Annotated in this window: 17 protein-coding genes and 1 tRNA gene; 8 read left to right on the forward strand and 10 right to left on the reverse strand. The window is 56.5% G+C overall.

Annotated features, from left to right (window positions below; translation table 11 throughout):
- The first annotated feature begins 11 nt into the window (after window positions 1-11).
- The gene (locus MWH26_RS18320) at window positions 12-935 is read left to right on the forward strand and encodes a helix-turn-helix domain-containing protein (RefSeq protein WP_188557287.1); all 924 of its coding nucleotides are present in this window, start codon (window positions 12-14) and stop codon (window positions 933-935) included.
- A 122-nt stretch (window positions 936-1,057) separates the two neighbouring features.
- Here MWH26_RS18320 and MWH26_RS18325 read toward each other — a convergent pair whose 3' ends face one another.
- From MWH26_RS18325 to MWH26_RS18340, 4 genes are read right to left on the reverse strand one after another with little or no spacing between them, the layout of a single operon-like run.
- The gene (locus MWH26_RS18325) at window positions 1,058-1,828 is read right to left on the reverse strand and encodes a geranylgeranylglyceryl/heptaprenylglyceryl phosphate synthase (RefSeq protein WP_247977105.1); all 771 of its coding nucleotides are present in this window, start codon (window positions 1,826-1,828) and stop codon (window positions 1,058-1,060) included.
- Entirely contained in the window at window positions 1,806-2,360 is a 555-nt protein-coding gene (locus MWH26_RS18330; protein ID WP_247975405.1) for a hypothetical protein, read from the reverse strand. Before MWH26_RS18330 ends, MWH26_RS18325 begins: the two co-directional genes overlap by 23 nt.
- The gene (locus MWH26_RS18335; RefSeq protein ID WP_247975406.1) at window positions 2,317-2,544 is read right to left on the reverse strand and encodes a hypothetical protein; all 228 of its coding nucleotides are present in this window, start codon (window positions 2,542-2,544) and stop codon (window positions 2,317-2,319) included. Before MWH26_RS18335 ends, MWH26_RS18330 begins: the two co-directional genes overlap by 44 nt.
- A gap of 8 nt (window positions 2,545-2,552) precedes the next feature.
- Entirely contained in the window at window positions 2,553-2,939 is a 387-nt protein-coding gene (locus MWH26_RS18340) for a phage holin family protein (protein WP_244694330.1), read from the reverse strand.
- A 145-nt stretch (window positions 2,940-3,084) separates the two neighbouring features.
- Here MWH26_RS18340 and MWH26_RS18345 point away from each other — a divergent pair, with 145 nt between their 5' ends.
- Entirely contained in the window at window positions 3,085-4,227 is a 1,143-nt protein-coding gene (locus MWH26_RS18345; RefSeq protein WP_247975407.1) for a J domain-containing protein, read from the forward strand.
- Window positions 4,228-4,415: 188 nt separating this feature from the next.
- Here the strand turns inward: MWH26_RS18345 and MWH26_RS18350 are convergent, their stop codons facing one another.
- The 5 genes from MWH26_RS18350 to nagB form a co-directional block, all read right to left on the reverse strand.
- A complete protein-coding gene (locus MWH26_RS18350; protein WP_247975408.1) occupies window positions 4,416-5,939 on the reverse strand; it encodes a SusD/RagB family nutrient-binding outer membrane lipoprotein in 1,524 nt (507 codons plus the stop codon).
- 18 nt (window positions 5,940-5,957) lie between these two features.
- Complete coding sequence (locus tag MWH26_RS18355) at window positions 5,958-9,458, reverse strand: SusC/RagA family TonB-linked outer membrane protein (RefSeq protein ID WP_247975409.1); 3,501 nt, start codon at window positions 9,456-9,458, stop codon at window positions 5,958-5,960.
- 171 nt (window positions 9,459-9,629) lie between these two features.
- Window positions 9,630-10,724 carry a FecR family protein gene (locus MWH26_RS18360; RefSeq protein WP_247975410.1) on the reverse strand — a complete coding sequence of 365 codons (1,095 nt, stop codon included), beginning with the start codon at window positions 10,722-10,724 and terminating at the stop codon, window positions 9,630-9,632.
- A gap of 142 nt (window positions 10,725-10,866) precedes the next feature.
- Window positions 10,867-11,505: an RNA polymerase sigma-70 factor gene (locus MWH26_RS18365; RefSeq protein ID WP_247975411.1), complete on the reverse strand. Its 639-nt coding sequence runs from the start codon at window positions 11,503-11,505 to the stop codon at window positions 10,867-10,869.
- Window positions 11,506-11,654: 149 nt separating this feature from the next.
- Window positions 11,655-13,613, reverse strand: coding sequence for a glucosamine-6-phosphate deaminase (gene nagB, locus MWH26_RS18370; RefSeq protein WP_247975412.1), 1,959 nt, complete (start codon window positions 13,611-13,613; stop codon window positions 11,655-11,657).
- Window positions 13,614-13,962: 349 nt separating this feature from the next.
- Here nagB and MWH26_RS18375 point away from each other — a divergent pair, with 349 nt between their 5' ends.
- A complete protein-coding gene (locus MWH26_RS18375; RefSeq protein ID WP_244694338.1) occupies window positions 13,963-14,334 on the forward strand; it encodes a hypothetical protein in 372 nt (123 codons plus the stop codon).
- Window positions 14,335-14,388: 54 nt separating this feature from the next.
- On the opposite strand, the gene MWH26_RS18380 is transcribed toward MWH26_RS18375, so the two are convergent.
- Window positions 14,389-14,461: transfer RNA gene (locus MWH26_RS18380), tRNA-Phe, on the reverse strand.
- A gap of 177 nt (window positions 14,462-14,638) precedes the next feature.
- Between MWH26_RS18380 and MWH26_RS18385 the strand changes: the two genes are divergently transcribed.
- The 5 genes from MWH26_RS18385 to MWH26_RS18405 all read left to right on the forward strand — a co-directional run bounded on the left by MWH26_RS18385 (window position 14,639) and on the right by MWH26_RS18405 (window position 20,642).
- Entirely contained in the window at window positions 14,639-16,030 is a 1,392-nt protein-coding gene (locus MWH26_RS18385) for a 4Fe-4S dicluster domain-containing protein (protein ID WP_247975413.1), read from the forward strand.
- A gap of 127 nt (window positions 16,031-16,157) precedes the next feature.
- A complete protein-coding gene (locus tag MWH26_RS18390) occupies window positions 16,158-17,012 on the forward strand; it encodes a (Fe-S)-binding protein (RefSeq protein ID WP_375374051.1) in 855 nt (284 codons plus the stop codon).
- Window positions 17,013-17,156: 144 nt separating this feature from the next.
- Window positions 17,157-17,654 carry a hypothetical protein gene (locus MWH26_RS18395; RefSeq protein ID WP_247975415.1) on the forward strand — a complete coding sequence of 166 codons (498 nt, stop codon included), beginning with the start codon at window positions 17,157-17,159 and terminating at the stop codon, window positions 17,652-17,654.
- Window positions 17,655-17,749: 95 nt separating this feature from the next.
- On the forward strand, window positions 17,750-19,681 hold the full coding sequence (locus MWH26_RS18400; RefSeq protein WP_247975416.1) for a CHU_0125 family OmpA-like outer membrane integrity protein: 1,932 nt from the start codon (window positions 17,750-17,752) through the stop codon (window positions 19,679-19,681).
- Window positions 19,682-20,354: 673 nt separating this feature from the next.
- Window positions 20,355-20,642, forward strand: a complete 288-nt coding sequence (locus tag MWH26_RS18405) for a proline and serine-rich protein 1 family protein (RefSeq protein ID WP_247975417.1) — start codon at window positions 20,355-20,357, stop codon at window positions 20,640-20,642.
- Window positions 20,643-21,436 lie beyond the last annotated feature (794 nt).

Consider the following 21,436-nt stretch of genomic DNA (forward strand, 5'->3'; position numbering starts at 1 on the left):
ACCCGTCGAAGATGGAAGATTATAATAAAGTAATTGAGTCGCTTGGTGTTCGGTACATTAAGGCGAAAAATCTGGTATTGCAGCAGCCTTTTACGGTGCGCAATTCTTACGATGTGGGCAACAACCTTATTTTGCTGCATAAGGGCCGGGTTTCTTTCGGCGACGAGGACCAGGTAGTGGAAGAGGGCGAAATGCTGTTCATTCCGGGAGGTCGGGCCACGAAAGTTACGTACGGTGAGCCATCCAGCAAGAGCATCACCAACGATGACCTGATAACGAATAAGGACAAGTTCTTCCACTCTAACTCCGACCTCGACCTGATTGGTGACGCCGAGGAAAGCCACTCCTTTGTGAGCTTTGAGGCCAAGGTGTTTGACTCCGTCAACTTCTTCGCGTCTCTGGACGTGCCTGCCTTCCTGATTACGGGCAATTCCAAGCTGGCAAACTTGGTTATTAAGGTAGTAGAGGAAAGCCTGCAGGAATTGCCGGGCCGGGAGCGTCTTATTACGATTTACACCGAGAATATTGTGGTGGAAATTGTGCGCTACATCTTGAAAAACAAGATGTTCGTAGAGCAACTGGCTACCAACAGCACCTACTTCAAGGATCCGCGCCTCATCGACCTATTCAACTATATTAAGGAAAACATCGGCGGCGACTTGTCGAACAAGGTCCTCTCGGGTGTAGCTAACGTGAGCGAGGATTACGTGGGTCAGTACTTCAAGATGCTGACGGGTATTAACCCTCAGGACTACATTGAGTACCAGCGCATGGAGCGCGCCGTGTTCCTGCTGCGCACGACTAAAAAGAGCATCCGCGACATTGGTAAAGAGGTAGGCTACAAGGACACCGCTTATTTCTGCCGCCGTTTTAAAATGATGTTTGGCATTCCGGCCGGCAAAATGCGCCGCCGTGAGTCAGCTATGAACATCTAGCAGCGTATTAGCCCTGGCTGAAACTTGGGCTAGACTTCCTTAGCAAAGCAAAAGGCACCCGATATCGGGTGCCTTTTGCTTTGCTAGGTGTAGCTGAGTGTAACTACTATGGTGTCTTGGGGCTACACGGTTTTGGTGGCAACACTGTTGAAGCTGCGCACAATTTTCGACATCTCGGCCAGAAACTCCGGCGATTTTTCAATTTGGTTTCCTACCACAATGACATCAGCGCCAGCGGCTAGTGCGGCCTGGGCCTTCTCCGTGGTGTTGATGCCACCTCCCACTATCAAAGGCACATCTACCGCTTGGCGCACAGCCCGAATCATGGCTGGAGCTACGGGGTATAGGGCGCCACTACCCCCATCCAGGTACATGAGGCGGAGGCCAAGCTGTTCACCTGCCATGGCCGTGCAGGCCGCAATACCTGGTTTGTCGTGGGGCAAGGGGGTAGTGCCACTGATGTAGCTGGCCGTGGTTTGGCGGCCCGTATCCACGAGCATATAGCCCGTTGGTAGAATCTGCAAATTGCTCTGGCGCAGCAGCGGCGCGGCAATAACGTGCTGACCAATCAAGAAGTCAGGGTTGCGCCCGGAAATCAAGGACAGCAGAAGAATACCATCGGCTTGGTCATCCAGATGCAGGCTATGGCTGGGAAAAAGCAGAACCGGAATGCTGGAACGGCTCTTGATAAAACGAATGAGGGCAGCCTGGCGAGAGTTCATCACCAAGCTGCCACCCACAAAAAAGTATTCTACGGTATGCTGTTCACTAAGCTCTAGCAACTGCCGGCAGCTGACTTCATCCAGGTTATCGGGGTCCAGCAATACGGCCAGAGACTTCTGGCCGTGGATCCGGCGTTTGCTTAAGGCATCATACAGGCTGGTGAGGCGCATCCGCGTCGTCGTGGTGGTAGGTAAATTCAATGTCCCGGGTTTCTGGTTCAGTGTGAACCGTAGCCGAAGACGCAAGGTCGGGATTTTTGATGATTGGTAAATACTCGCTGGCTTTCTTCGCTACATAGGCCATCAGCACCGCCGATGCCTGTGCTATCAGCATCTTGCCAGTATCTGACTGCATAAAGGCTTTTACTGCTGAAGCCAAGACCGAAGAAGCCTCCCCTTGATGATTGGCCGGACGCGGAGCTGGCACAGAGCGACGAGGCGCCGGCTCATCAAAACCCAGGGGCTGAAACGGATCATTATCCGTGTGATACACATCGGGCGCGATGTGGGCGCGTTCTGAGTAAGGCTGCTTACGACCACGGTCGTAGTGATGATGACCCGTGCCAAAGCCCAGATCATCTGCTACAGCCGTGTCCACGGCCGTAGAAGCCTGCGAACGACGAGGGCGGCTATTGCCGTTTCTTAGGTGGCGGGCGTAGTCATCCTCGTTGTGAAGGTCGGCGTGTTTTTTTTTTTCCGCCAAAAGCCTTCGATAGCAGCCAGATGCCACCGAGCACGCCAGCACCAATGGCTACGTACTTGCTGACTTCCTGCGTTTTGGCTTTGATGCCTTCCACGTCGCCCATCAGGGCGCGCTCATATTCCAGCTTCTGGCGCTCCAGAAACTCCTTTTCGTCCTCAAACAGCGGGTTATGCAGATCGGCCATACGATGGGTTAGGCTTGGCGTTTGTCAGATTTATAAATGGTATTGTTCAGGAGCTTGTCGGCTAGGCCCTGGAAAAGCTTTTTATCAACGCCTATTACAAAGACGACGAGCAGCACCAGATAAAAGCCGGCCACAATACCGAAGCCCCAATACGGGCTGTCCAGAACGTCGTTGAGCAGAAGCCCCAGGAATATGTTCAGAAACAGAAAAAACAGCAGCCCAATAGTAGCCAGTGCTACCCCGTGCAGGGTGCCAACGAAGGCCGTTTTTACTTTTTCTTGAGTTTCCAGGCGTACCAGATCAATGCGGGTATCCAGGTAGCCCATCACGTTGCCCATCAGATTATCCGTGCGGGGCGTTTTGGTGGCGTCATCTTCAGTGGAGAACAGGCCCATAGGGGAGGATTTTTGCGAGGAACAATGTTACGGGTGCATAGGTCTGAAAACCACGCCGGAGCCAGTTTTGCAGATAGCCCTTTCTTACGGAAAACCTAGCAGCGTGTCTGAAAATTGACGTACTTTTACTATATAATGTCATAGGTTGAGCCAAAATCACTACCAGGTACTGGGCGTTGCTACCACGGCTACGGCCCGGGAAATAAAGCTGGCTTACAAGCAGCTGGCCGTGAAATACCACCCGGATAAGCACGGCGGCAGCCCCTTATACGAGGAGTTATTTAAGGCAGCAGCAGCGGCGTACCGAGTACTCGGCGACCCGGGCCGCCGGGCTCAATATGACTTTCAGCTCCAGGTAGCGGCTCGTCGGGCCGAGGAAGCGCGGCGGCAACAGCAGTTTCGCAATCAGGGTCAGCACATCTACGGGGTGCCTATGCCACCGCCGGCTCCCGTCCGGACCCGGCGACCGGCGGGTTCTCATGAGCGGCATTATCGTACCATTCCCAAGCAGCGTCCCAAGTTCACGCGCCACGACTTGCGCCTGATTTTATTGGTGATAGGGGGCATTATATTGTTCGTACTGGCCGTGCGTATTTCCATGTATCGCCTGACGGCCACCAGCAATTACCAGCGCGGCCTAGAAGCCTACACTCGCCGGGAGTGGAGCGCTGCTCACAGCTTTTTTTCCGATGCTCTGCGCTTCCGGCCCGACTATGCGGCGGCCCTGCGCCGCCGGGCAGAAATAGAAGAGCTGTTTTATCATAACCCCTTGGCGGCCGTTACGGACTATAAAGCGGCACTAGCAACGGCCGAAAGTCCACGCCAGCGCGCGGAGCTTTTGTTGCGGTTAAGCTTGTGCTACCGGGCCCTACAGCGGCCAGATCTGGTAAAAGCTACTACCCAGCAGGCGCTAGCTCAGGATTCTACCTTGGCGCACGCCCGGCTATTGCGCGGGGAGGCGCTGCTTTTCTCGCACCGCTATTCCGCCGCCCGCCGCGACTTCACTGCGGGCTTACGACACGCTCGCCAGGAGCCTGCCTTCATTGGAGCCCGGCTGCTGCTGTACCGGGGCCTGGCCTACTTCAAGGAGCATGACCTGCGGGCCGCCCGCGCCGACTACTGGCAGGTGCTGGCTTCCTACCCTAATCAGGGGCAAGTATATTTTCTGCTGGGGCGCATTGCGCAGCAGGAAGGCAACACTGCGGAGGCCTGCGAATTTTTCCGTCGTGCTGTGGTGCAGGGCTACCGTTTCGCAGAGCAGGCACGGGCCACATCTTGCCCGAAGTAGAAAAGCAAAAACCCCCTCCGCGTCCGGAGAGGGTTTTTGTTCACTAGGAATAATGGGTAGAAATTGACTTCTAGTTGCACTGCACACACAATGCCCAATAATTGCGCTCGGGAAGGCAGGGTAGGCTTTCAGATAGAAGACGGGCCACGGAGCACTACCCCCTAAGCCCAACTCTAGAAATTTGAAATTTATTTATCCCACCACACGCGCGTGGTCATTAGGTCGGGGCCTTGGCGGCTAATGGCGGCTTGGTAGGCGGCTGCGTTGAGGCGCTGCTCCGACTGCGGATAGCGCAGACGCCGAGGTACTTGCCCGTTGGTTTCGCCTAGGCCCGCAATGGGGCGCAGCACCGGAAAGCCCGTGCGGCGGTATTCCGAGTAGGCCTCAAAGCCATTGTGCCCGAATAAAGAAAGCCACTTCTGGGTCATGATCTGCTGAAGACCGGTACTTGCCACGAAGCGTACCTCCGGCTCCTGCAAATAGCTCGTGGCAACATTCGGCTCAGAGATGCCAGCCAGGGCAAGGGCTTCGCGCACGCCGGTTTCGTACCACCGTTGGGCCGACCCCACGTCCCAGCCCCGCAGGCAGGCCTCGGCTCGCAGAAAGCAGACTTCCGCGTAGGTAAGCAGGTTTTGGTCGTTGGTGCTGGAACGGTAGCGGGCCCCACCCTTGGAAAAGTTGGCGGGATTGTACTGGCGTTGGGTCAGCTCCACGGTGGAAAGGCCGTTGGGCAACCCCACCCGCGCCGAGTTGGTAGCCGAAACGGGGTCAGCGAAAATGAGCAGTCGAGGATCGTGGTAGCGGCTTAGGTAGTCAATAAGTGTGGCACTCACTCGACTGTCGCCGAAGCCCAGCACCACGGCCAGCGGGTTCTGGTTGATCCGGATGCCGCCGCCCGTGTTCCGCATAATGGCCGATTCCTCGTTGCTTTCCATCACGCCGGCGGCCAGGGCCTCCCGCACGTGCAGCTCGGCCAGATAGGGGTCGGCTTTGCTGAGGCGCAGGGCCACGCGGAGCCGCAGGGAGTTGGCAAAATGGCGCCACCGCTGGTTGGCGGCGGCCACCGTCGGAGTAGGAAAAGCGGCTGCTGGGTTGGCGTACAGTAAGTCGGCGGGGCCGTAAGCACTGGTTTGGGCATCGTCGAGGGCCGTAGCGGCGGCTTTCAGCTCCCGCAGAAAATCGGCGTAAATGGCCCGCTGGTCGTCGTAGGACGGGCGCAGCTGGTCGGTGGCTCCTTGAAAGGCGGAGAAGTAGGGCACGTCGCCCCAGTAATCCGTCATGCGCTGAAACAGGAAAACCCGCCAAATTCGCGCCTGGCTCAGCTTGTTCACGTCAGCGGGCTTGCCTTGCACCTGGCGGATAGCTTCCTGCAGGTCCATGCCATAGCCCGAGTAGAAATCATTCCAGAAGGTAGTGGCCCACTGGTCATTACTCTCGTACCGGTCCGTCACGAAACCTGGAGTAGAGTTGGCAAAGTACTGCACCCACATGTTGGCGTGCAGGTGTTCACCTACTTGCTGGTCGTTGTCGTAGAGCGCCCCGTACTTAAGGGCGCGGGCAAACAACATATCGGCGGAGGCGGCCCCGGTTTTGGTGGGGTCCGTGTTGATTTCCGCAAACCGGTCCGTGCAGCCACTCGTTGCGCCGGCCGCTAACACCATGCCTAGCCCCCAGGCAAGAAAGAAGTGTCGGGAAAGGCCGCGGGGTAGCATAACCGAAAAAGCTGCTGGTTAAAAATCGAGGGTAAGATAATATCCCAGCGTTCGGCTGTTAGGATAGCCGCCCGATTCCAGCCCCTGGGCCCGGGAAAGGTTGTACGCCGATTCTGGGTCAAATCCTTCCGTGGCACGCTTCAGAAAGCCCAGGTTGCGCCCAACAACGGCCACGCTGCCGCCCTTGAGTTTGCCAAGGCGGGCTAGCAGGGGCACGGGCAACCGGTACGTAACGGCTACCTCCCGAATTTTGATGAAGCTGGCATCGTACACGAACGGCTCAGCAGCGGTGGAAAGCCGGGCCCAATACGCCTGCGGGTTCACATAGCGCCGACTCGGTGTGTAGGTGTTGTCGAGGTTGCGGATGACGCCTTCCACCAACACGCCGCCCGTAGCAGTCCAGTTTGCCGGGCTAACGTTAGCGGCTTCCCGAGCTTCTTCGGAGGCATACCAGCCGGCGCGGCCTGCCACCGTGGCGCGGGCGTTGCCAAACAAAGCCGCCTGCTGCTGCGAAACTGAATAAATCTGCCCGCCCCACCGGGCATCGAGCAAGGTGCTGAGAGTTAGGTTTTTGTAGCTGAACCGATTGGTTATACCGCCAAACCAGCTGGGCTGAAAGTTGCCCAGCCTAGCCAAAGTTGGGCTAGGTGCTACGGGTAGGCCGTCGGGGCCAACCAGCAGCTGTCCGTCGGGGGCACGTTGGAGGCGGGGACCTACAATGTCGCCGAAGGGCCGACCTACCTGCGCCACTATGGCCACGTTGTTGGACTCGGTGCCCAGCTGGTAGGTAGTGCCGCCTTCGTTTAGCTGCACTACTTTGGAGCGGTTCGCGGCCCAGTTCAGGCTGACATCCCAGCGCAGGCGGCTGGCGGTGGGAAGCGGGGTAGCAGCGGCCACTACCTCCACCCCCTGGTTCTGAATGTTGCCCGCGTTGATAAGCTGGGTCCGGAAGCCGGACGTAGCTGAAACCGGCACGCTGGTAACCTGATTAAACGTGTTGGTGCGGTATACGGTAACATCTAGGCTGGCTCGGTTGCGGCCAAAACGCATTTCGGAACCCAACTCCACCGAGCGGGTAATCTGCGGCTTCAGCCGAAGCAAGGCTAGTTGATCTTGCAGGTTGGCAAAGGGTTGACCCAGGTGAGATGAGCCCACGCCAGGAGCGTTTGGCACGCCCGAGCCCAAATCGTACTGCGTGGCCAACTCGTAGGGGCCCGCGCCCTTGCCCACTTTGGCCCAGGAGGCTCGCAGCTTGCCCAGCGTAAGCCAGCGGGAATGCCAGCCCAACAAATCGGTGTAGGCCGCGGACAGGGACGTGCTCGGGTAGAAGTACGACCAACTACCGGCTGGCAGGGTAGAATCCCAATCGTTGCGGCCGGTAACTTCCAGAAACACGGCCTCGCGGTAGGCCAGCAAGCTACGCCCGAATAAGGACTGCACCTCGTAGCGGGAAAAGGAGTACACGGGCGTTTTGCTGGCCGCATTTGCCAGGGTAAACACGTTGGGCACGAGCAGGCCCTGGCCAGTGCTTCCCGTGGTTTCGTTGCGCTTCTGCAGCAGGCTACCGAAGGCTTGGCTGGTTAGGTTCCAGCGTGGGCCCAGCCGACGAGTGCCACTCAGGATAAAGTCGAAGTTGTCTTCCCGCATCGTGAGCCGGCTTTGCGCTACCCCGCCCCGGTCGGGCACGGCGGTAGTATTCCAAGCAGTATAGCTAGCGTAGCGGTAGCCCACGTCGGAAGCATAAAAGTCGGTGCCGGCCCGTAGCTGCAACCACAGCCAATCGGTGAAGTCGTAGCGCGCCGATATGGAGCCGTTGGCCCGGTGCTGAATCGCCTGGTTGGTATTGAGGTAGGCCGCCCAGAACGGATTCTGGCGCATGGTGGTACGAAATGCCGCGCCGGAGTTCTGGTTCCAGAGCACAGGTTGCAACGTCAGCGGGTCGCGGAAGGGGCGGAGGTCGTCCACATCAGTACTGCGGGGCAGATGCTGGAACTGCACCATCACGTTGTCGGGGTTGGCGCCGAGCGTGGGACGGTTGAAGTTGCGGGAGTAAATGTAGCTGGCCTTCAGATCAACGGATAGTCGGCTCGTTAGCTGGTGGGTGCCCCGCAACGTTAGGAAGTTGCGGGCCAGGCGGCTGTTGGGATAAGTGCCCCGGTTGCGCAGGTCGGCCACCGATATGCGCAGGGTGGAGCGGTCAGTGCCCATAGAAAGGGCGACGTTGTTGGCCGTAGTGTAACCCAGCTGAAAGAAATCCTGGATGTTATGTGGTTGGGACACAAAGGGTTGTACCTTCCCATTCCAGTGCCGTACCAGCTGGCCCTGCATCCGAGGCCCCCAGCTCCCGATGGTTTCCAGTGCTTCCTCTACCTGCGGGTACCCTTCCGGGGTTAGCAGCGGTTTGCCGGCAGCATCAACCAGAAACCGGCCCTGGGTGCCCTGGCCGTACTCGTTTTGGTACTCCGTGAGTACCTGAGCCCGGTCGAAGGTAGTAGTGGAGCTGACGGTCAGGCCCAGGCCGGGCTTGCCTTTTTTGGTGGTCAGAACGAGGACCCCGTTGGCGGCCCGGTTGCCGTACAGAGCCGCCGCATTGCCGCCTTTCAGCACCGATACACTTTCCAGGTCTTCCGGATTAACGGCCGATAGTCCGTCGCCGGAGTCGTAGCCGCCGAAGCGCGTGGCTTGGAGCGGGTTTCGGTTGTCAATGGGCACCCCGTCCACCACCACCAGCGGCCGACTGTCGCGGGTAAGGGAGGTGTAACCCCGAATGATGATGTTGGTAGAACCCATGGGCCCGGAGCCGCTACGGCTTACCTGCACGCCCGCCAACTTGCCACTAACGGAGTTGATAAAATTCGGCTCCCGTGATTCCACCAATTGCGCCGCCTGCGCCTCTTGCACGGAGTAACCCAACGATTTACGCTCCCGCTCCAGGCCGTAGCCAGTTACTACTACCTCGGCCAAGGTGCGGGTGTCTTCCGGCAAGGCAACCTCCAGCCGCCCTCTGCCGCGGAAACGTACTTCCTGGCTGATAAATCCCAAGGAAGAGACTACCAACACGGTATCAGCGGGGCCGAGCGCCAAGGAAAACTGCCCTTCAGCGGAAGCAATGGTGCCCCTGGTAGTGCCTTTAATCAGGACGCTGGCGCCGGGCAGGGCCGTGGCCGTATTGCGGGCCGTAACGCGGCCCTGCACCGTATAGCCCCGCGCTACGCTCGAGGGAACCGCCGGGCTGCTGGTAGCAGGGGCTACTTGCGGAATTAGAATAATCTGCTGGCCTACTGTGCGGTAGCTCAGCCCAAGCGGGGGTAAGAGTTGGTGCAGCACCTGCTCCAGCGGGGCTTTTGTAAAGGTGAGGGCTGGTAGCTGCCTGCGGGCCTGACCATCACTATACACAAAGGTGTAGGCGCTTTGCCGTTCAATTTCCCGCAGAACCGTTGGCAGGTCGCGCCCGTGGGTTTGAATAGTGACCAGCGGAGAAGCAACTGGCGAGATGGATGTTTGGGCCCGCCCTGGCACTGCAAAGGTTAGTAGCCCTGCCAGCACTACCAGCTTTGCATAAGCGCCGTATTCTGCTCTCGTTCCAAGCCGTGCACAGGCCACGCAGGACTGAAGCCAATACTTCATGCAACCAAAAACGCGAATACCGAGGGTGGAAATTAAGCCCTCTAATATACGCTGCTTCCTGTATTATAAGGAAGGCGCAACGGCAGGTGCCGTCGAGGTAGGCTCGCAGCCCGGGCCAGTAATCAGAAGCTGGTCATCGGTCAGTTCAAATCCAAAACTTCCCGTCAGGGCCAACACGCTCACTACCTCGCGCAGGGTTTGGTCGCGGAAGCGGCCGGTAAGCCGGCAGTGGCGCAACTGCTCGTTGGCAAACTGCACCTTCACATCGTAGTGGCGTTCCAGAGTGCGGGCCACTTCTGCCAGCGAAGTGCTCTGAAACACGAATCCGCCCCGGCTCCAAGCGGCATAATCCTGGCTGTTGATGGTTTCCCGGCGCAGAGCGGCCGTGCTTTTTGAGTAGACCGCCCGTTGGTCAGGAGTTATATACAAGGTGTCGGAGGAGGTAGCGTCCTCAGCGCCACTCCGGATAAAAGCTACCCGACCGGTGACAACGGCCGTTTCCATGGTTTCGTCTTCCTGGTAGGCCTTCACATTGAAAGAGGTACCCAGCACGCGCACCTGTTCCGCCCCCAAGTGAATAACGAATGGCTGCCGCTTATTGGGAGTCACCTCAAAAAAAGCCTCTCCCTCCAGGTACACCTCCCGCTGAGCTCCTTCGAAAGACTTTGGAAACCAGAGGTGGCTGTCGGCGTTCAGCCACACGGCCGTACCATCCGCCAGTAGCACTTTAGCGGAAGCACCGCGAGCCGTTGTTTTTTCTTCGAAAGCGAGAGGAATACCCGTTTCGGGAGTGGCACGCTGGAAACTCCAGTAGCTAAAAACCGCCCCACCTGCTACTACCAACGCCGCAAGGGCCGCTGCTGCCCGCGTGCGCCACCACGGCGCGGACGAGGTTGGCTGCCAGGAGATAATGCGGGGTTGGGGTTGCGCTTCGGCCGCGTCAATACGAGTTAGCAGCTGCTCCAGGGCGGCAGCCGTATCAGCGGCCGTTACGGTGGCAGGAGCGGGAGTATGCCAGTAGCGCTTGGTTTCCTCGTACACCAGACGCTCTTCGGCAGTGGCCTGGGCCAGCCAGGCGTGCAGCACTTCGCCTTCGGCGCCCGAAAGCTCGCCCGCTAGCTCTTTGCCAATAAGTTCGTGTAGTGCGGAAAGCTCCATGTACTCGCTATGGGTTAGGTAACCCCTGTATAGTGTAGAGACATAAATACCAGAGAATCCCCTTAAAAGGATACCCTTAAAATTTAACAACGCTATAAAGAGCGGGCTGCTTCGCCTGCCAACGCGCCGGTGAGTTGCTACCCTAAGCGCTAAGCAACAGCGGCAGCAAGCTCAGGGCAATGCGCAGTACGCGGTTAGCCGCCGAAGCAGAAGCTGAGGAACGCATGCGCAGATAATCCTGCAGTTCTACGCTGATTTTTTTGATGGCAATGCCCATCTGCACCTCAATTGTTTTGACGGAAATACCCATGATGTCGGCCACTTCCTTGTACTTAAGGCCATCTTCCCGAATCAGGCGGAAAATGATTTTGCACTGGGGGGGTAGCGTATCTACAGCCCGCTGAATTTCCGCCTGTAGCTCCGAGGTTAGCAGCTCCCGCTCAGGCGTCATCAGCTCTACGGTCAGGGCCGTGGGCACTTCGTCCAGGGCTAGGCTCGGCTGGTTTTCGGCTTTCTGCAGGTAGTTCAGCGCCTGATTTTTAACAGCAATGTAGAGGTAGCTGTTGAGGTTCTTTACCTCAACCAGTGCCGCCCGCTTCTGCCATAGCTTTAGAAACACATCCGAAACCGCCTCCTCCGCCAGCTCCCTCGACCGGACGTAGAGAGTAGCAAACGTAACCAGCTTGCCGTGGTAGCGGGTAAAGAACAGCGCAAAAGCCTGCCGGTCGTCGGCAGCCATGCGTTGTACTAACTCTTCGGTGGCGGGGGTAGCGGCAGCCATGAGAATACTTTAGTTAAAAGTACTTGGCCCAACCTGATAAAGCAACTGATGCCGCCCTACGGTAGCCGTGAGTTACTTCATACTTACCCTAACGTGGCGTAGGCAGCCAGCGGCATAACCTAGCACCGACGTAGCAGCGGCAATGGGTTTTACTTGTTGCCCTTTTCCGGTTCCTGATGAGGCACTAGCTCAAACTTCCAACGGACAAAGGCTTCAATTGCCTCGTATTCCGGCAAGCCCAACTGGTCGTAGAGTCGGGCGGTGGTGCGGTTGCGCTCCTCGGCCCGCTGCCAGAATTCCCGCTGATCGGCCCCCGGAAACAGCGGCCGGTCTTTCTGCGACTGGTGCTTGAAAATAGCCCGGCGCTTGCGGGTAAGCTCCTGGGGCGAAAGCGGAACGGCCATTTCAATCTGGTCAATGTCCCACTCCTGCCAGGCCCCGCGGTACAGCCACACCCGGCAGTCGGAAAGCCACACCGTTTCCGCCGCTTGCAGGCGGCGGATGGCCTCAAAAATAGCAGCCAGGCACACTCGGTGCGTTCCGTGCGGGTCGGAAAGGTCGCCGGCGGCGTAAATCTGCTGGGGTTGCAGGCGCTGGAGCAGGTCGATGGTCAGGCGAATGTCTTCTTCTCCTATGGGCTTTTTACGAACTCGGCCGGTTTCATAAAAAGGCAAATCCAGGAAGTGCGCGTTCTGAGCCGGGACGCCGGCGTAGCGGCAGGCGCTCTTGGCCTCGCCCCGCCGAATCAGACCCTTAATCCGCTGTACCTCTTCCGAGTCTACCTGTCCAGGGTGTTTCTGGTGCAGAAAATCGGCAACCCGGCGGTACAGCGTTTCGGCCGGCTGCTCATCGAGCCGGAAGGCTTCGTCGTAGTCAGCCACGAACTCCGCAAACCGGATGGCCTCATCATCAAATACGGCAATGTTGCCCGAGGTCTGATACGCTACGTGCACCTCATGGCCCTGGTCTACTAGCCGCAGTAGCGTGCCGCCCATGGAAATAACGTCGTCGTCGGGGTGGGGCGAAAAGATAAGTACCCGCTTCGGGAAGGGGGTAGCCCGCTCGGGCCGGTCGGTATCGTCGGCGTTGGGCTTGCCGCCCGGCCAGCCCGTAATGGTGCGCTGCAGCTGCCGGAACACGCGAATGTTGATGTCATACGCCAGCCCCGATTCTGCTAGTAGAGTGGACAGGCCGTTCTCGTTGTACTCTTCGTCCGTGAGCTTCAGAATGGGTTTTTGCAGGGTGCGGGCCAGCCACGTTACGGCTTTGCGCACAGTAGCAGCATCTTGCCAGTTTAGGGCGCTACCCACCAGCCACGGCGTTTTTACTCGGGTCAACTCGGCGCTGGCGGCCTCATCCAGCACTACCTGCACGTGGGGGTGCTGCTGCAGGTAGGTGGCGGGCACTGAGTCCGTCGGGTCGCCTTCTACCATCCGTTTTACCACGGCCGCCTTGCCTTCGCCCCAGGCCAGCAGCACAATATGGCGGGCTTCCAGAATGGTGCCTACCCCCATGGTAATGGCACGCCGGGGCACGTTTTCTTCCCCGTAGAAGTCAGAGGCGGCGTCAGTGCGGGTAATGTGGTCGAGGGTAATAAGGCGGGTCCGGGAGGTGGCCCCCGAGCCGGGCTCGTTAAAGCCAATGTGCCCCGTGCGACCAATGCCCAGCACTTGCAAGTCGATGCCGCCCGCCGCGCGAATCTGTTCCTCGTACCGCCGACAGAACTCCGCTACCTGCTCCTGTGGCACCGTTCCGTCGGGGATGTGGATGTTCTCGGGCTGTATGTCCAAGTGGTCGAATAAGTACTCCCGCATAAAGCGCACGTAGCTCTGCAAGGAGTCCGGAGCCATCGGGTAATATTCATCGAGGTTGAAGCTGATGACGTTCCGAAAGCTCAGCCCTTCTTGCTGGTGCAGCCGCACCAACTCTTCATATAGGCGAGTAGGGGTGGAGCCAGTTGCCAATCCTAGCACGCACATGCGCCCCTCGGCGGCCCTCTGCCGAACTAGCGCGGCAATCTGCTGGGCCACCGCTACCGATGCCTGTTCAGAGTCAGCGTAAATGGTAGTGGGCAGGCGCTCGGCCCGCAACTGAGCGGCAGTGTCCATAGTCAGAAAAAACAGGTGAAGCCAGCGAGTACAGAATCCGCCGGAAGAATAGCCATAATGAACAAAATCCCCTAGCCCCCTGGCAATTTGTTTGCTGAAAGTGGGAGGGAGGCTACTGCCAAGCCCAGTGAGCAGGGCATAATTCTTACTCTATCTGATGTCACAAAAACATCCTAATCACAGCCCTATAATAACCGCTAGGGAAGACTAACAAACGATATCATGGCCACCTGACGGGCAAAAACGAAGTCACAACGACTGCGGTTTGGTCCTTTTCTATCGTTGGGTTGTGGTGCAACTTGCTGCTAGTAGCTAGGGTAATCTTGCCCGTTGCTAGCGCTAGTGTTTTATGCTTGCCTCAGACCTTAAAGAAGCCTACCTGTGTCAGCTTGGGTTCGTTCGTCTCTCGCTTTACTGGTCCTGGGATTACCCAATGGGCGCTCTGGAGGCCTCGTTCATTCCCGCTACTGATGTTCGTTATCTGCATCAGTCGGCTGCCTCCGATGGCGCGAGGCTTTATGCCTACTCTTGGGTGCAGGAGCCGGGCTACCTGCTGAGCACTGAGCGTCATTTGTCCGCCCCAGACCATATTGTAGCGGAGCTAGAAACCGACGACCCAATCGGGTTACGGCTGCAGGTAGAAGAGTTTTTTCGGCAGCACGGCGGCCGAGCGCCCCTGAGTTGGCCAGCCACGGACAAGCCAGCTTCTTACTGGAACTAAGCGGCTGAGATAAAAACAAAAACGCCCTTCATGTAGCATGAAGGGCGTTTTCTGTGGTAATGATTGGAATCGAACCAACGACACCAGCATTTTCAGTGCTGTGCTCTACCAACTGAGCTACATTACCAGCTCTTAGGTCCCCAGAGGCGTTGTAGCCGTTGGGGAGCACAAAAGTAGTAAACCATTTTTAACCTGCAAATCGTATCTGAAAAAATATTTCAGCCGGAAAGTAGGCAGGCAAATTCTATAATTTGTTATGCATAACGAGTATATTTCGGCCTAAACCCAAACCTACCCAATTCCCGTGCACTTTTCCTTTCAAAACATTCTTTTCCTGCTGGTAGCAGTAGCGGGCTTCGGCCTGTTCTTCTGGCAGGCGCGGAAGATTCGCGCCAATATCCTGGTCGGGCGCGACCGGGATATGAGTGGCAATGTGAACGAGCGGCTGTGGAAAACGCTGCTCGTAGCTTTTGGCCAGCAGAAGATGTTCAAGCGGCTCACGCCGGCCATTCTGCACCTGATTGTCTACGTCGGCTTCATTGTTATTAACATTGAAGTCATTGAAATACTGGTAGATGGCATCTTCGGTACTCACCGTTTTCTGCAGTTCTTAGGCCCGCTGTACTCGGCACTTACCGCCACCAACGAGGTGCTGGGGGCTCTGGTTATTCTGGCCGTAGCAGCCTTTTGGTGGCGCCGCAACGTGAAAGGCGTCCGCCGCTTTACAGGCCCCGAAATGCGGGCCTGGCCCCGCCTCGATGCCGACGTTATTCTCTACATCGAGGTAATTCTCATGACGGCTCTGTTCACGATGAATGCCGCCGACCTAAAGCTACACGGCGCGGACCTGCCGGGCGCTTACCCCATTAGTCAGTTCCTAACTGGCTTGCTGCCCGATAGTCCGGCCGCGCTGCACGTGTTGGAGCGCATTGGGTGGTGGGCACACATTGTGGGTATTCTGCTCTTCCTGAACTACCTACCTAGCTCCAAGCACTTCCACATCATCATGGCTTTCCCCAACGTGTACTTTTCACGTCTGGTGCCGCAGGGACAGTTCTCGAATGTAGAGAGCATCACCCATGAGGTAAAAGCCATGATGGACCCCAGTTATCAAGTACCGGCTCCCGCAGTGGGTCCCGACGGCTCGGCGGCGGCGCCTACCCCTTTCGGGGCCAAGGACGTGGACGATCTGGCTTGGACCAATCTGCTGAACGCGTATTCCTGCACGGAGTGCGGCCGCTGCACTTCCGTGTGCCCCGCCAATCTCACTGGCAAGCTGCTCTCCCCGCGTAAGATCATCATGGACACCCGCGACCGGGTGGAGGAGAAGTACAATTCGCCCCTGATTTTTAGCCCGAACCTGTACGGCAAAGAGGCTAAACACAGCGAGCAGGAACAGCTGGATAAGGAAAACCACACCCTGCTGCGCGGCTACGTGACGCCCGAAGAGTTATGGGCCTGCACCACCTGCAATGCCTGCGTAGAAGCCTGCCCAGTAAATATCAACCCCCTGGAAAGCATCGTGGAAATGCGCCGCTTCCTAGTGCTAGAAGAGTCGGCGGCCCCAAACTCCCTGAACGTGATGTTCAGCAACATCGAGAACAACGGTGCACCTTGGGCCTTCTCGCCCTCTGACCGCTTTAACTGGGCCGATGATCTGTTCGTGACCGATAAGGCTGTGGTAGCCCAGCGCTAACGCATGGTGCTACGCTTCCCTCTTTTCTACCTTCAATTTACCTTTGAGAGTCGGTAGTAGCTTCTTCTAGCTCCCGGCTTCTCACTTCTAGTTTCTAATGGAAAAACGTCAAATCAACGTTCCGATGATGGCCGATCTGGCGGCTCGGGGCGAAACTCCGGAAGTATTGTTCTGGGTAGGCTGCGCCGGTGCCTTCGATGACAGGTACAAGCGGGTAACGCGAGCTTTCGTCCGCATTCTGGAACATGTGGGCGTAAATTACGCCGTGCTGGGTATGGAAGAATCCTGCACCGGCGACCCGGCTAAGCGCGCCGGCAACGAGTTTCTGTTCCAGATGCAGGCCATGCAGAACATTACTACCCTCAATGGCTACGGCATCAAGAAGGTAGTAACGGCTTGCCCGCATTGCTTTAACACGATTAAAAACGAGTACCCAGCCTTGGGCGGCGAGTACGAAGTAATCCATCATAGCACCTTCCTGCAGCAACTTATCAACGAAGGCAAGGTCACGGCCGAAGGAGGGGAATCGTTCAAGGGGCGCCGCATTACCTTCCACGATTCCTGCTACCTGGGCCGGGCCAACAACATTTATGAGGCCCCGCGTGCTGTACTGGAAGTGCTGGACGCCGACCTGCTGGAAATGAAGCGCTGCAAAACCAACGGCCTCTGCTGCGGGGCTGGCGGGGCGCAGATGTGGAAAGAGCCGGAACCAGGCAAAAAGGATGTAAACGTTGAGCGCGCGGAGGAAGCCTTGGCTACGCTCGATGGTAACGCTGAAGTGCTCCGCAACCTGCAAGGCGCAGAAAGCACATCGCCAGCACTGCCGGCGGGCTCTAACCACGGCGGTAGCGTTATTGCCGTAGCCTGCCCCTTCTGCATGACTATGATGGCAGACGGCGTAAAGAACAAGGAGCGCGAAGCCGATGTGCAGGTCTTTGACTTAGCCGAACTAATTGCCTCGGCCGAAGGACTTAATGCGTAGAAAGTTATTCGTGCCTGCGGACACGTAGTAACACAGCCCCGCCGGAACTTCCGGGCGGGGCTGTTTCTTTGTAGCTATACCAGCCCAACGCAGCGTAGCAGTTGCTAAGCGGTTTGCTGATGTCGTTCTCTTGTGAATTTTAGTATGTACGTACCGTTTGATGAATTGCCTGCTTCGGCTCGCCTCTGGATTTACCAAGCAAACCGCCCGTTTACTGACGCTGAACTAACGGCTCTACAGCCCGCTCTGCGCCAGTTTGCAGCCGATTGGACCAGCCACGGCCGCACCCTAGCCGCATCAGCTGATATACTGCACCGCCAGTTCTTAGTAATCGGTCTAGATGAAGCCGTAGCAGACGCTAGTGGCTGCTCCATTGATGCTTCCGTGCACTTTGTGCGTGGCATAGAGGAGCAACTAGGCCTGCAGTTACTGGATAAATCGAAGCTGGCGTTTCTAGAGTCAGAGCAGCTACTGCTACTGGATCGTCGGGAGCTTCGTTCGGCCGTAGCCGCTGGTACTATCCAGGCTGCTACCTTGTACTTCTATAACACCATTAGCACGGTAGGGCAGCTGCGTGCGGCCTGGCCCGCGCCGGCAGCTTCTACTTGGCTGGCACGCTACTTTCAGCCGGTCGTTTCCTAAGCGGATTTTCCCGCTACTGGTTGTATCTTGATATACTTGACACCAAAATGTTCGTTATTCGTTTTGGTATCGCACCCATCCCATTCCTGTCCTTCATGAAAACCTATATCCTACTAGGTGCCGTAGCTACTTCGGCCGCGTTGCTTACTGGCTGCGCCACGTCTGGCAGCGTAAGCAAAGCCGATAAGCGCTTTACCCAGGGCGAGTACGAAACCGCTATTGCCTTATATAAAAAGGATGTGGCCAAGGGCCGTAACATCGCGCAATCGAACTACCGCATTGCCGAGTCCTACCGCCTTTCCAACCGCCTTGAGTTAGCTGAACCATATTATAAGGCAGCGCTGGATGGCAAAGCCAAGGCCCCGGATGCAGGGTTCCGCTACGCGCAGGCCCTGCGGGCCTCCGGCAAAACTGAGGAGGCAGCCACCCAATTCGAGGCCTACGCCCAAGCGGGTAGCAACCGTACCCTAGCCGAACAGGCGGAGGCAGCCGCCCGTACGGCCCGAGCCTCTACGGCTTTGCTAGCCATGCGCACCAATGATGAAGTAACTCCTCTGGATCAGATAAACACGCCGGCAGCTGAGTTTAGCGCCACGCGCATGCCCGAGACCAAGGAGCTGGTATTTGCTTCTGGCCGTGAGGGCAAAGTGTTCCAAGGCAATGGGGAAGGGTTCAATGACCTGTACGCCATCAAATTTGAAGATGAGCAGAAGCTTACGGGCGGCACGGTTCGGAAGCTTGAGTCCATCTTCAATTCCGAAGACCGTCATGAAGCCAGCGCCACCTACTCGCCCGATGGCAAGATGATGGTATTCGCCCGCTCCAACGACGGGTCCAAGAAAGGCTACCTCAGCGTTGACCTCTGGGCTTCTTACTATAAGAACGGCGCATGGAGTGAGCCCGAAATTCTGCGCGGTGTAAACAGCAGCACTGCCGATGAGTTCTCGCCGGTCTTCTCGCCCGATGGTCAAACGCTTTACTTCACTTCCACGCGCAAAGGGGGCCTCGGCGGCAACGACCTTTATAAGTCGACTATGGAAAGCCCCGGCCGCTTTTCTTCTCCCGAAAACCTGGGCGACCAAATCAATACTCCCGGTAACGAGAACTTCCCTGCCATTGCCCCGGACGGCACCTTGTATTTCTCCTCCGACGGGCATCCCGGCTTTGGCAAGCTCGACATATTCAAGGTGCAGAAAGGTAAAGTTGCCAACCTAGGCGCACCTATTAATAGTAACGGCGACGATTTCGCGCCCTTTTTCACTAGTCAGCGGGTAGGCGTATTCGCTTCAAACCGCGCCGGGGGCAAAGGCTCCGACGACCTTTATTTGTTCCGGGAGCGGCCATACAAGTACGTAACCTTCTACGCCGACGGTACGCTGGTAGAGCGCAACGACCGAACCGGGCAAACAGCTCCTATTGCCAACGAAACCGTAACCCTATACGGCAGCAACGGGCAGAAATTACAGGAAGTGACAACTGCTGCCGATGGCAAGTTCAGCATGCGGCTCGACACTGCTACTGCTAGCTATTCCCTAATAGCTGATCGGCCGGGTTACTTCGCTGCCCGCAATACGCTAAGCACCATAGGCAAGCGGCCGGCCCAAGATGCCCTGCCAGATCTGATGAACGACGTACGAGTGCCCGTGACCCTGACGCTCACGAAAATCGTGAAAAACAAAGCCATTGTAGTCGACAACATCTTCTACGACTACGACAAAGCAGATATTCGTTCGGACGCGGCAGTAGAGTTGGACAAGCTAGTGCAAACCCTCAACGACAATCCTAAAATCACCATTGAGCTAAGCTCCCACACTGACTCCCGTGGTAAGGATGCCTACAACCTGGCTCTTTCCCAGCGTCGGGCTGAGTCAGCGGTAGCATATATCGTGTCAAAAGGCATCGATAAATCCCGTATTACAGCTAAAGGCTACGGCGAATCCTTACCCGTAGTCAAAGGCGCCAAAACAGAGGAAGACTACCAGCGTAACCGCCGGACGGAATTCAAAGTCACCCGAATAGCTGAGTAGATAAGATAGAAAAGCTAGAAGCCCGAGTTACTGTAGTAACTCGGGCTTTTTCATGTCCACGCTAAAGTGTACTCTAAACGCACTACTACAGTATATCGGAGTAGGCACTAGGCAACTCCTATATATAATAAGTGTAGAGTTGGCATAATCCTTGGCTTTGGCAGTAGCAGGTTACACTTCGGACCAGCTTACTGTTACTGCCATGAAAAAGACTTTACTATTCTGTACGGCGCTGTTCCTACTGCTGGCTGCTTACGCACAGGCGGCTCCCGCCAATGCTAATTTTACTGCGGAGCGCGGCATGCTATTTCAACTGATTTTCGATGGTCGGGCTCTTACCCGCGGCGGTGCCCAACACATCTCCCTCGACCGACTTGCTCCAGGCTTCCACCAAGCTGAGTTTCTAATTCCCACCGGATATGGCCGCAGTATTGCCTATCGCACGCAAGTATTCTTAGATGGAGGCCTCGAAACTAGTTTTGTGCTGGTAGCCCGTAACGGGTATCCGCCAGTATTAAGGAAAGTATCTGCCTTCCCTATCACCCGCGGAGGCTATAGCAACGGGCCTAGAGGCAATTATCCCCCTACCACTCCACCATCTCCACTACCTGACTATAGCAATGAGCCTAGGTATCCTCGCGGTAGTGATGGGTATTCTGCGGACTCTTATGTAATGGACCCGCAAGAAGTCGATGTGCTATGGCAGACCGTGCAACGGCAATCTTTCGACGATAATAAGTTGGCTATTATCCGGGAGGCCTTACGTGAAGCCAGCATACCCGCTGATGATGCTCGTCGATTTGTGGCTTCAATGACATTTGATCGTAATCGAATAGAACTAGCTAAGTACATGTACACTCGGGTAGCTGACCGCCAGAACTTTTACCGGGTGTACGAGGCTCTGCAATACCAGTCCAGCATCAAGGAGGTGCAGCAATACGTGGACGCATACCGCCCCTGAACAACAGCCTTGAACTTGTTTTAAAAGGCTTCTACTTTAGGTAGAAGCCTTTTTTCATTTTGTTGGAACAAATTCTCAATTGCTAAGTGTTTGCCTAACTGTCGTCTAAGTGCAGCTTTGTTTTGAAAAGAGGGGACTTAAACGAAAAAAGAGTGGGCAGGGTTTGGAGAACTAGATTCGAAGCGCCACTTTTGCACTCCCAAACCGGAACGCGGGAGGGCCTTGAGCGAACACGCGGTGCGACTCGCTTTGGTACGAAGACAGTAACTGATGCGGCGGGCGGGAAACGGATGAAAAAAAGTTTTCTACTGGGCTTGCAAAGTTGAAGTAGCCGGTGCTACCTTTGCACCCCGATTCAGCCGGAAGCGGGCGCTGAAAGACGAAAAAAACTTTCGCTACTTCCTTGCATAAGCCAACTAGTTGGTGGTACCTTTGCACCCCCGCTTTCGAACGAGAAACTGGGTTTTGGGAAAACAGGCCGCGAAAAACGAGAAAAAGTTTTTCCGCTGTGAACTTGGAAAAAGCAAAACGAGTTGTACCTTTGCAGCCCGCTTCAATCGGAAGCTGGCGCGAGAAAAAGAGAGCAACTCGCCTCGAAAAAAAAGTTTTCGAAACGGTTGCGAAATAAAAAATAGGTGTTACCTTTGCAACCCGCTTCGAACGGAAGCTAGCTTGCCTAACACCTTTAGCCTCTTTCTAGAGGCACACGGTTAGACCCAACAGGGGTCTGGCACACGTTCTTTGAATGATTGGAAAAGACAAATTGGTAAGGCCTCTGGCTGCCTACGGGTACT

The sequence above is a fragment of the Hymenobacter sublimis genome, assembly GCF_023101345.1.
Lineage (GTDB): Bacteria > Bacteroidota > Bacteroidia > Cytophagales > Hymenobacteraceae > Hymenobacter > Hymenobacter sublimis.

What these genes read in the sequence shown, in the direction of transcription:
- nagB (WP_247975412.1), bottom strand. Translation starts at nt 13,613, where the DNA reads ATGGACACTGCCGCTCAGTTGCGGGCCGAGCGCCTGCCCACTACCATT.
- MWH26_RS18390 (WP_375374051.1), top strand. Translation starts at nt 16,158, where the DNA reads ATGGCCGATCTGGCGGCTCGGGGCGAAACTCCGGAAGTATTGTTCTGG.
- MWH26_RS18320 (WP_188557287.1), top strand. Translation starts at nt 12, where the DNA reads ATGGAAGATTATAATAAAGTAATTGAGTCGCTTGGTGTTCGGTACATT.
- MWH26_RS18395 (WP_247975415.1), top strand. Translation starts at nt 17,157, where the DNA reads ATGTACGTACCGTTTGATGAATTGCCTGCTTCGGCTCGCCTCTGGATT.
- MWH26_RS18325 (WP_247977105.1), bottom strand. Translation starts at nt 1,828, where the DNA reads ATGCGCCTCACCAGCCTGTATGATGCCTTAAGCAAACGCCGGATCCAC.
- MWH26_RS18375 (WP_244694338.1), top strand. Translation starts at nt 13,963, where the DNA reads ATGCTTGCCTCAGACCTTAAAGAAGCCTACCTGTGTCAGCTTGGGTTC.
- MWH26_RS18405 (WP_247975417.1), top strand. Translation starts at nt 20,355, where the DNA reads ATGGACCCGCAAGAAGTCGATGTGCTATGGCAGACCGTGCAACGGCAA.
- MWH26_RS18340 (WP_244694330.1), bottom strand. Translation starts at nt 2,939, where the DNA reads ATGGGCCTGTTCTCCACTGAAGATGACGCCACCAAAACGCCCCGCACG.
- MWH26_RS18350 (WP_247975408.1), bottom strand. Translation starts at nt 5,939, where the DNA reads ATGCTACCCCGCGGCCTTTCCCGACACTTCTTTCTTGCCTGGGGGCTA.
- MWH26_RS18365 (WP_247975411.1), bottom strand. Translation starts at nt 11,505, where the DNA reads ATGGCTGCCGCTACCCCCGCCACCGAAGAGTTAGTACAACGCATGGCT.
- MWH26_RS18400 (WP_247975416.1), top strand. Translation starts at nt 17,750, where the DNA reads ATGAAAACCTATATCCTACTAGGTGCCGTAGCTACTTCGGCCGCGTTG.
- MWH26_RS18360 (WP_247975410.1), bottom strand. Translation starts at nt 10,724, where the DNA reads ATGGAGCTTTCCGCACTACACGAACTTATTGGCAAAGAGCTAGCGGGC.
- MWH26_RS18335 (WP_247975406.1), bottom strand. Translation starts at nt 2,544, where the DNA reads ATGGCCGATCTGCATAACCCGCTGTTTGAGGACGAAAAGGAGTTTCTG.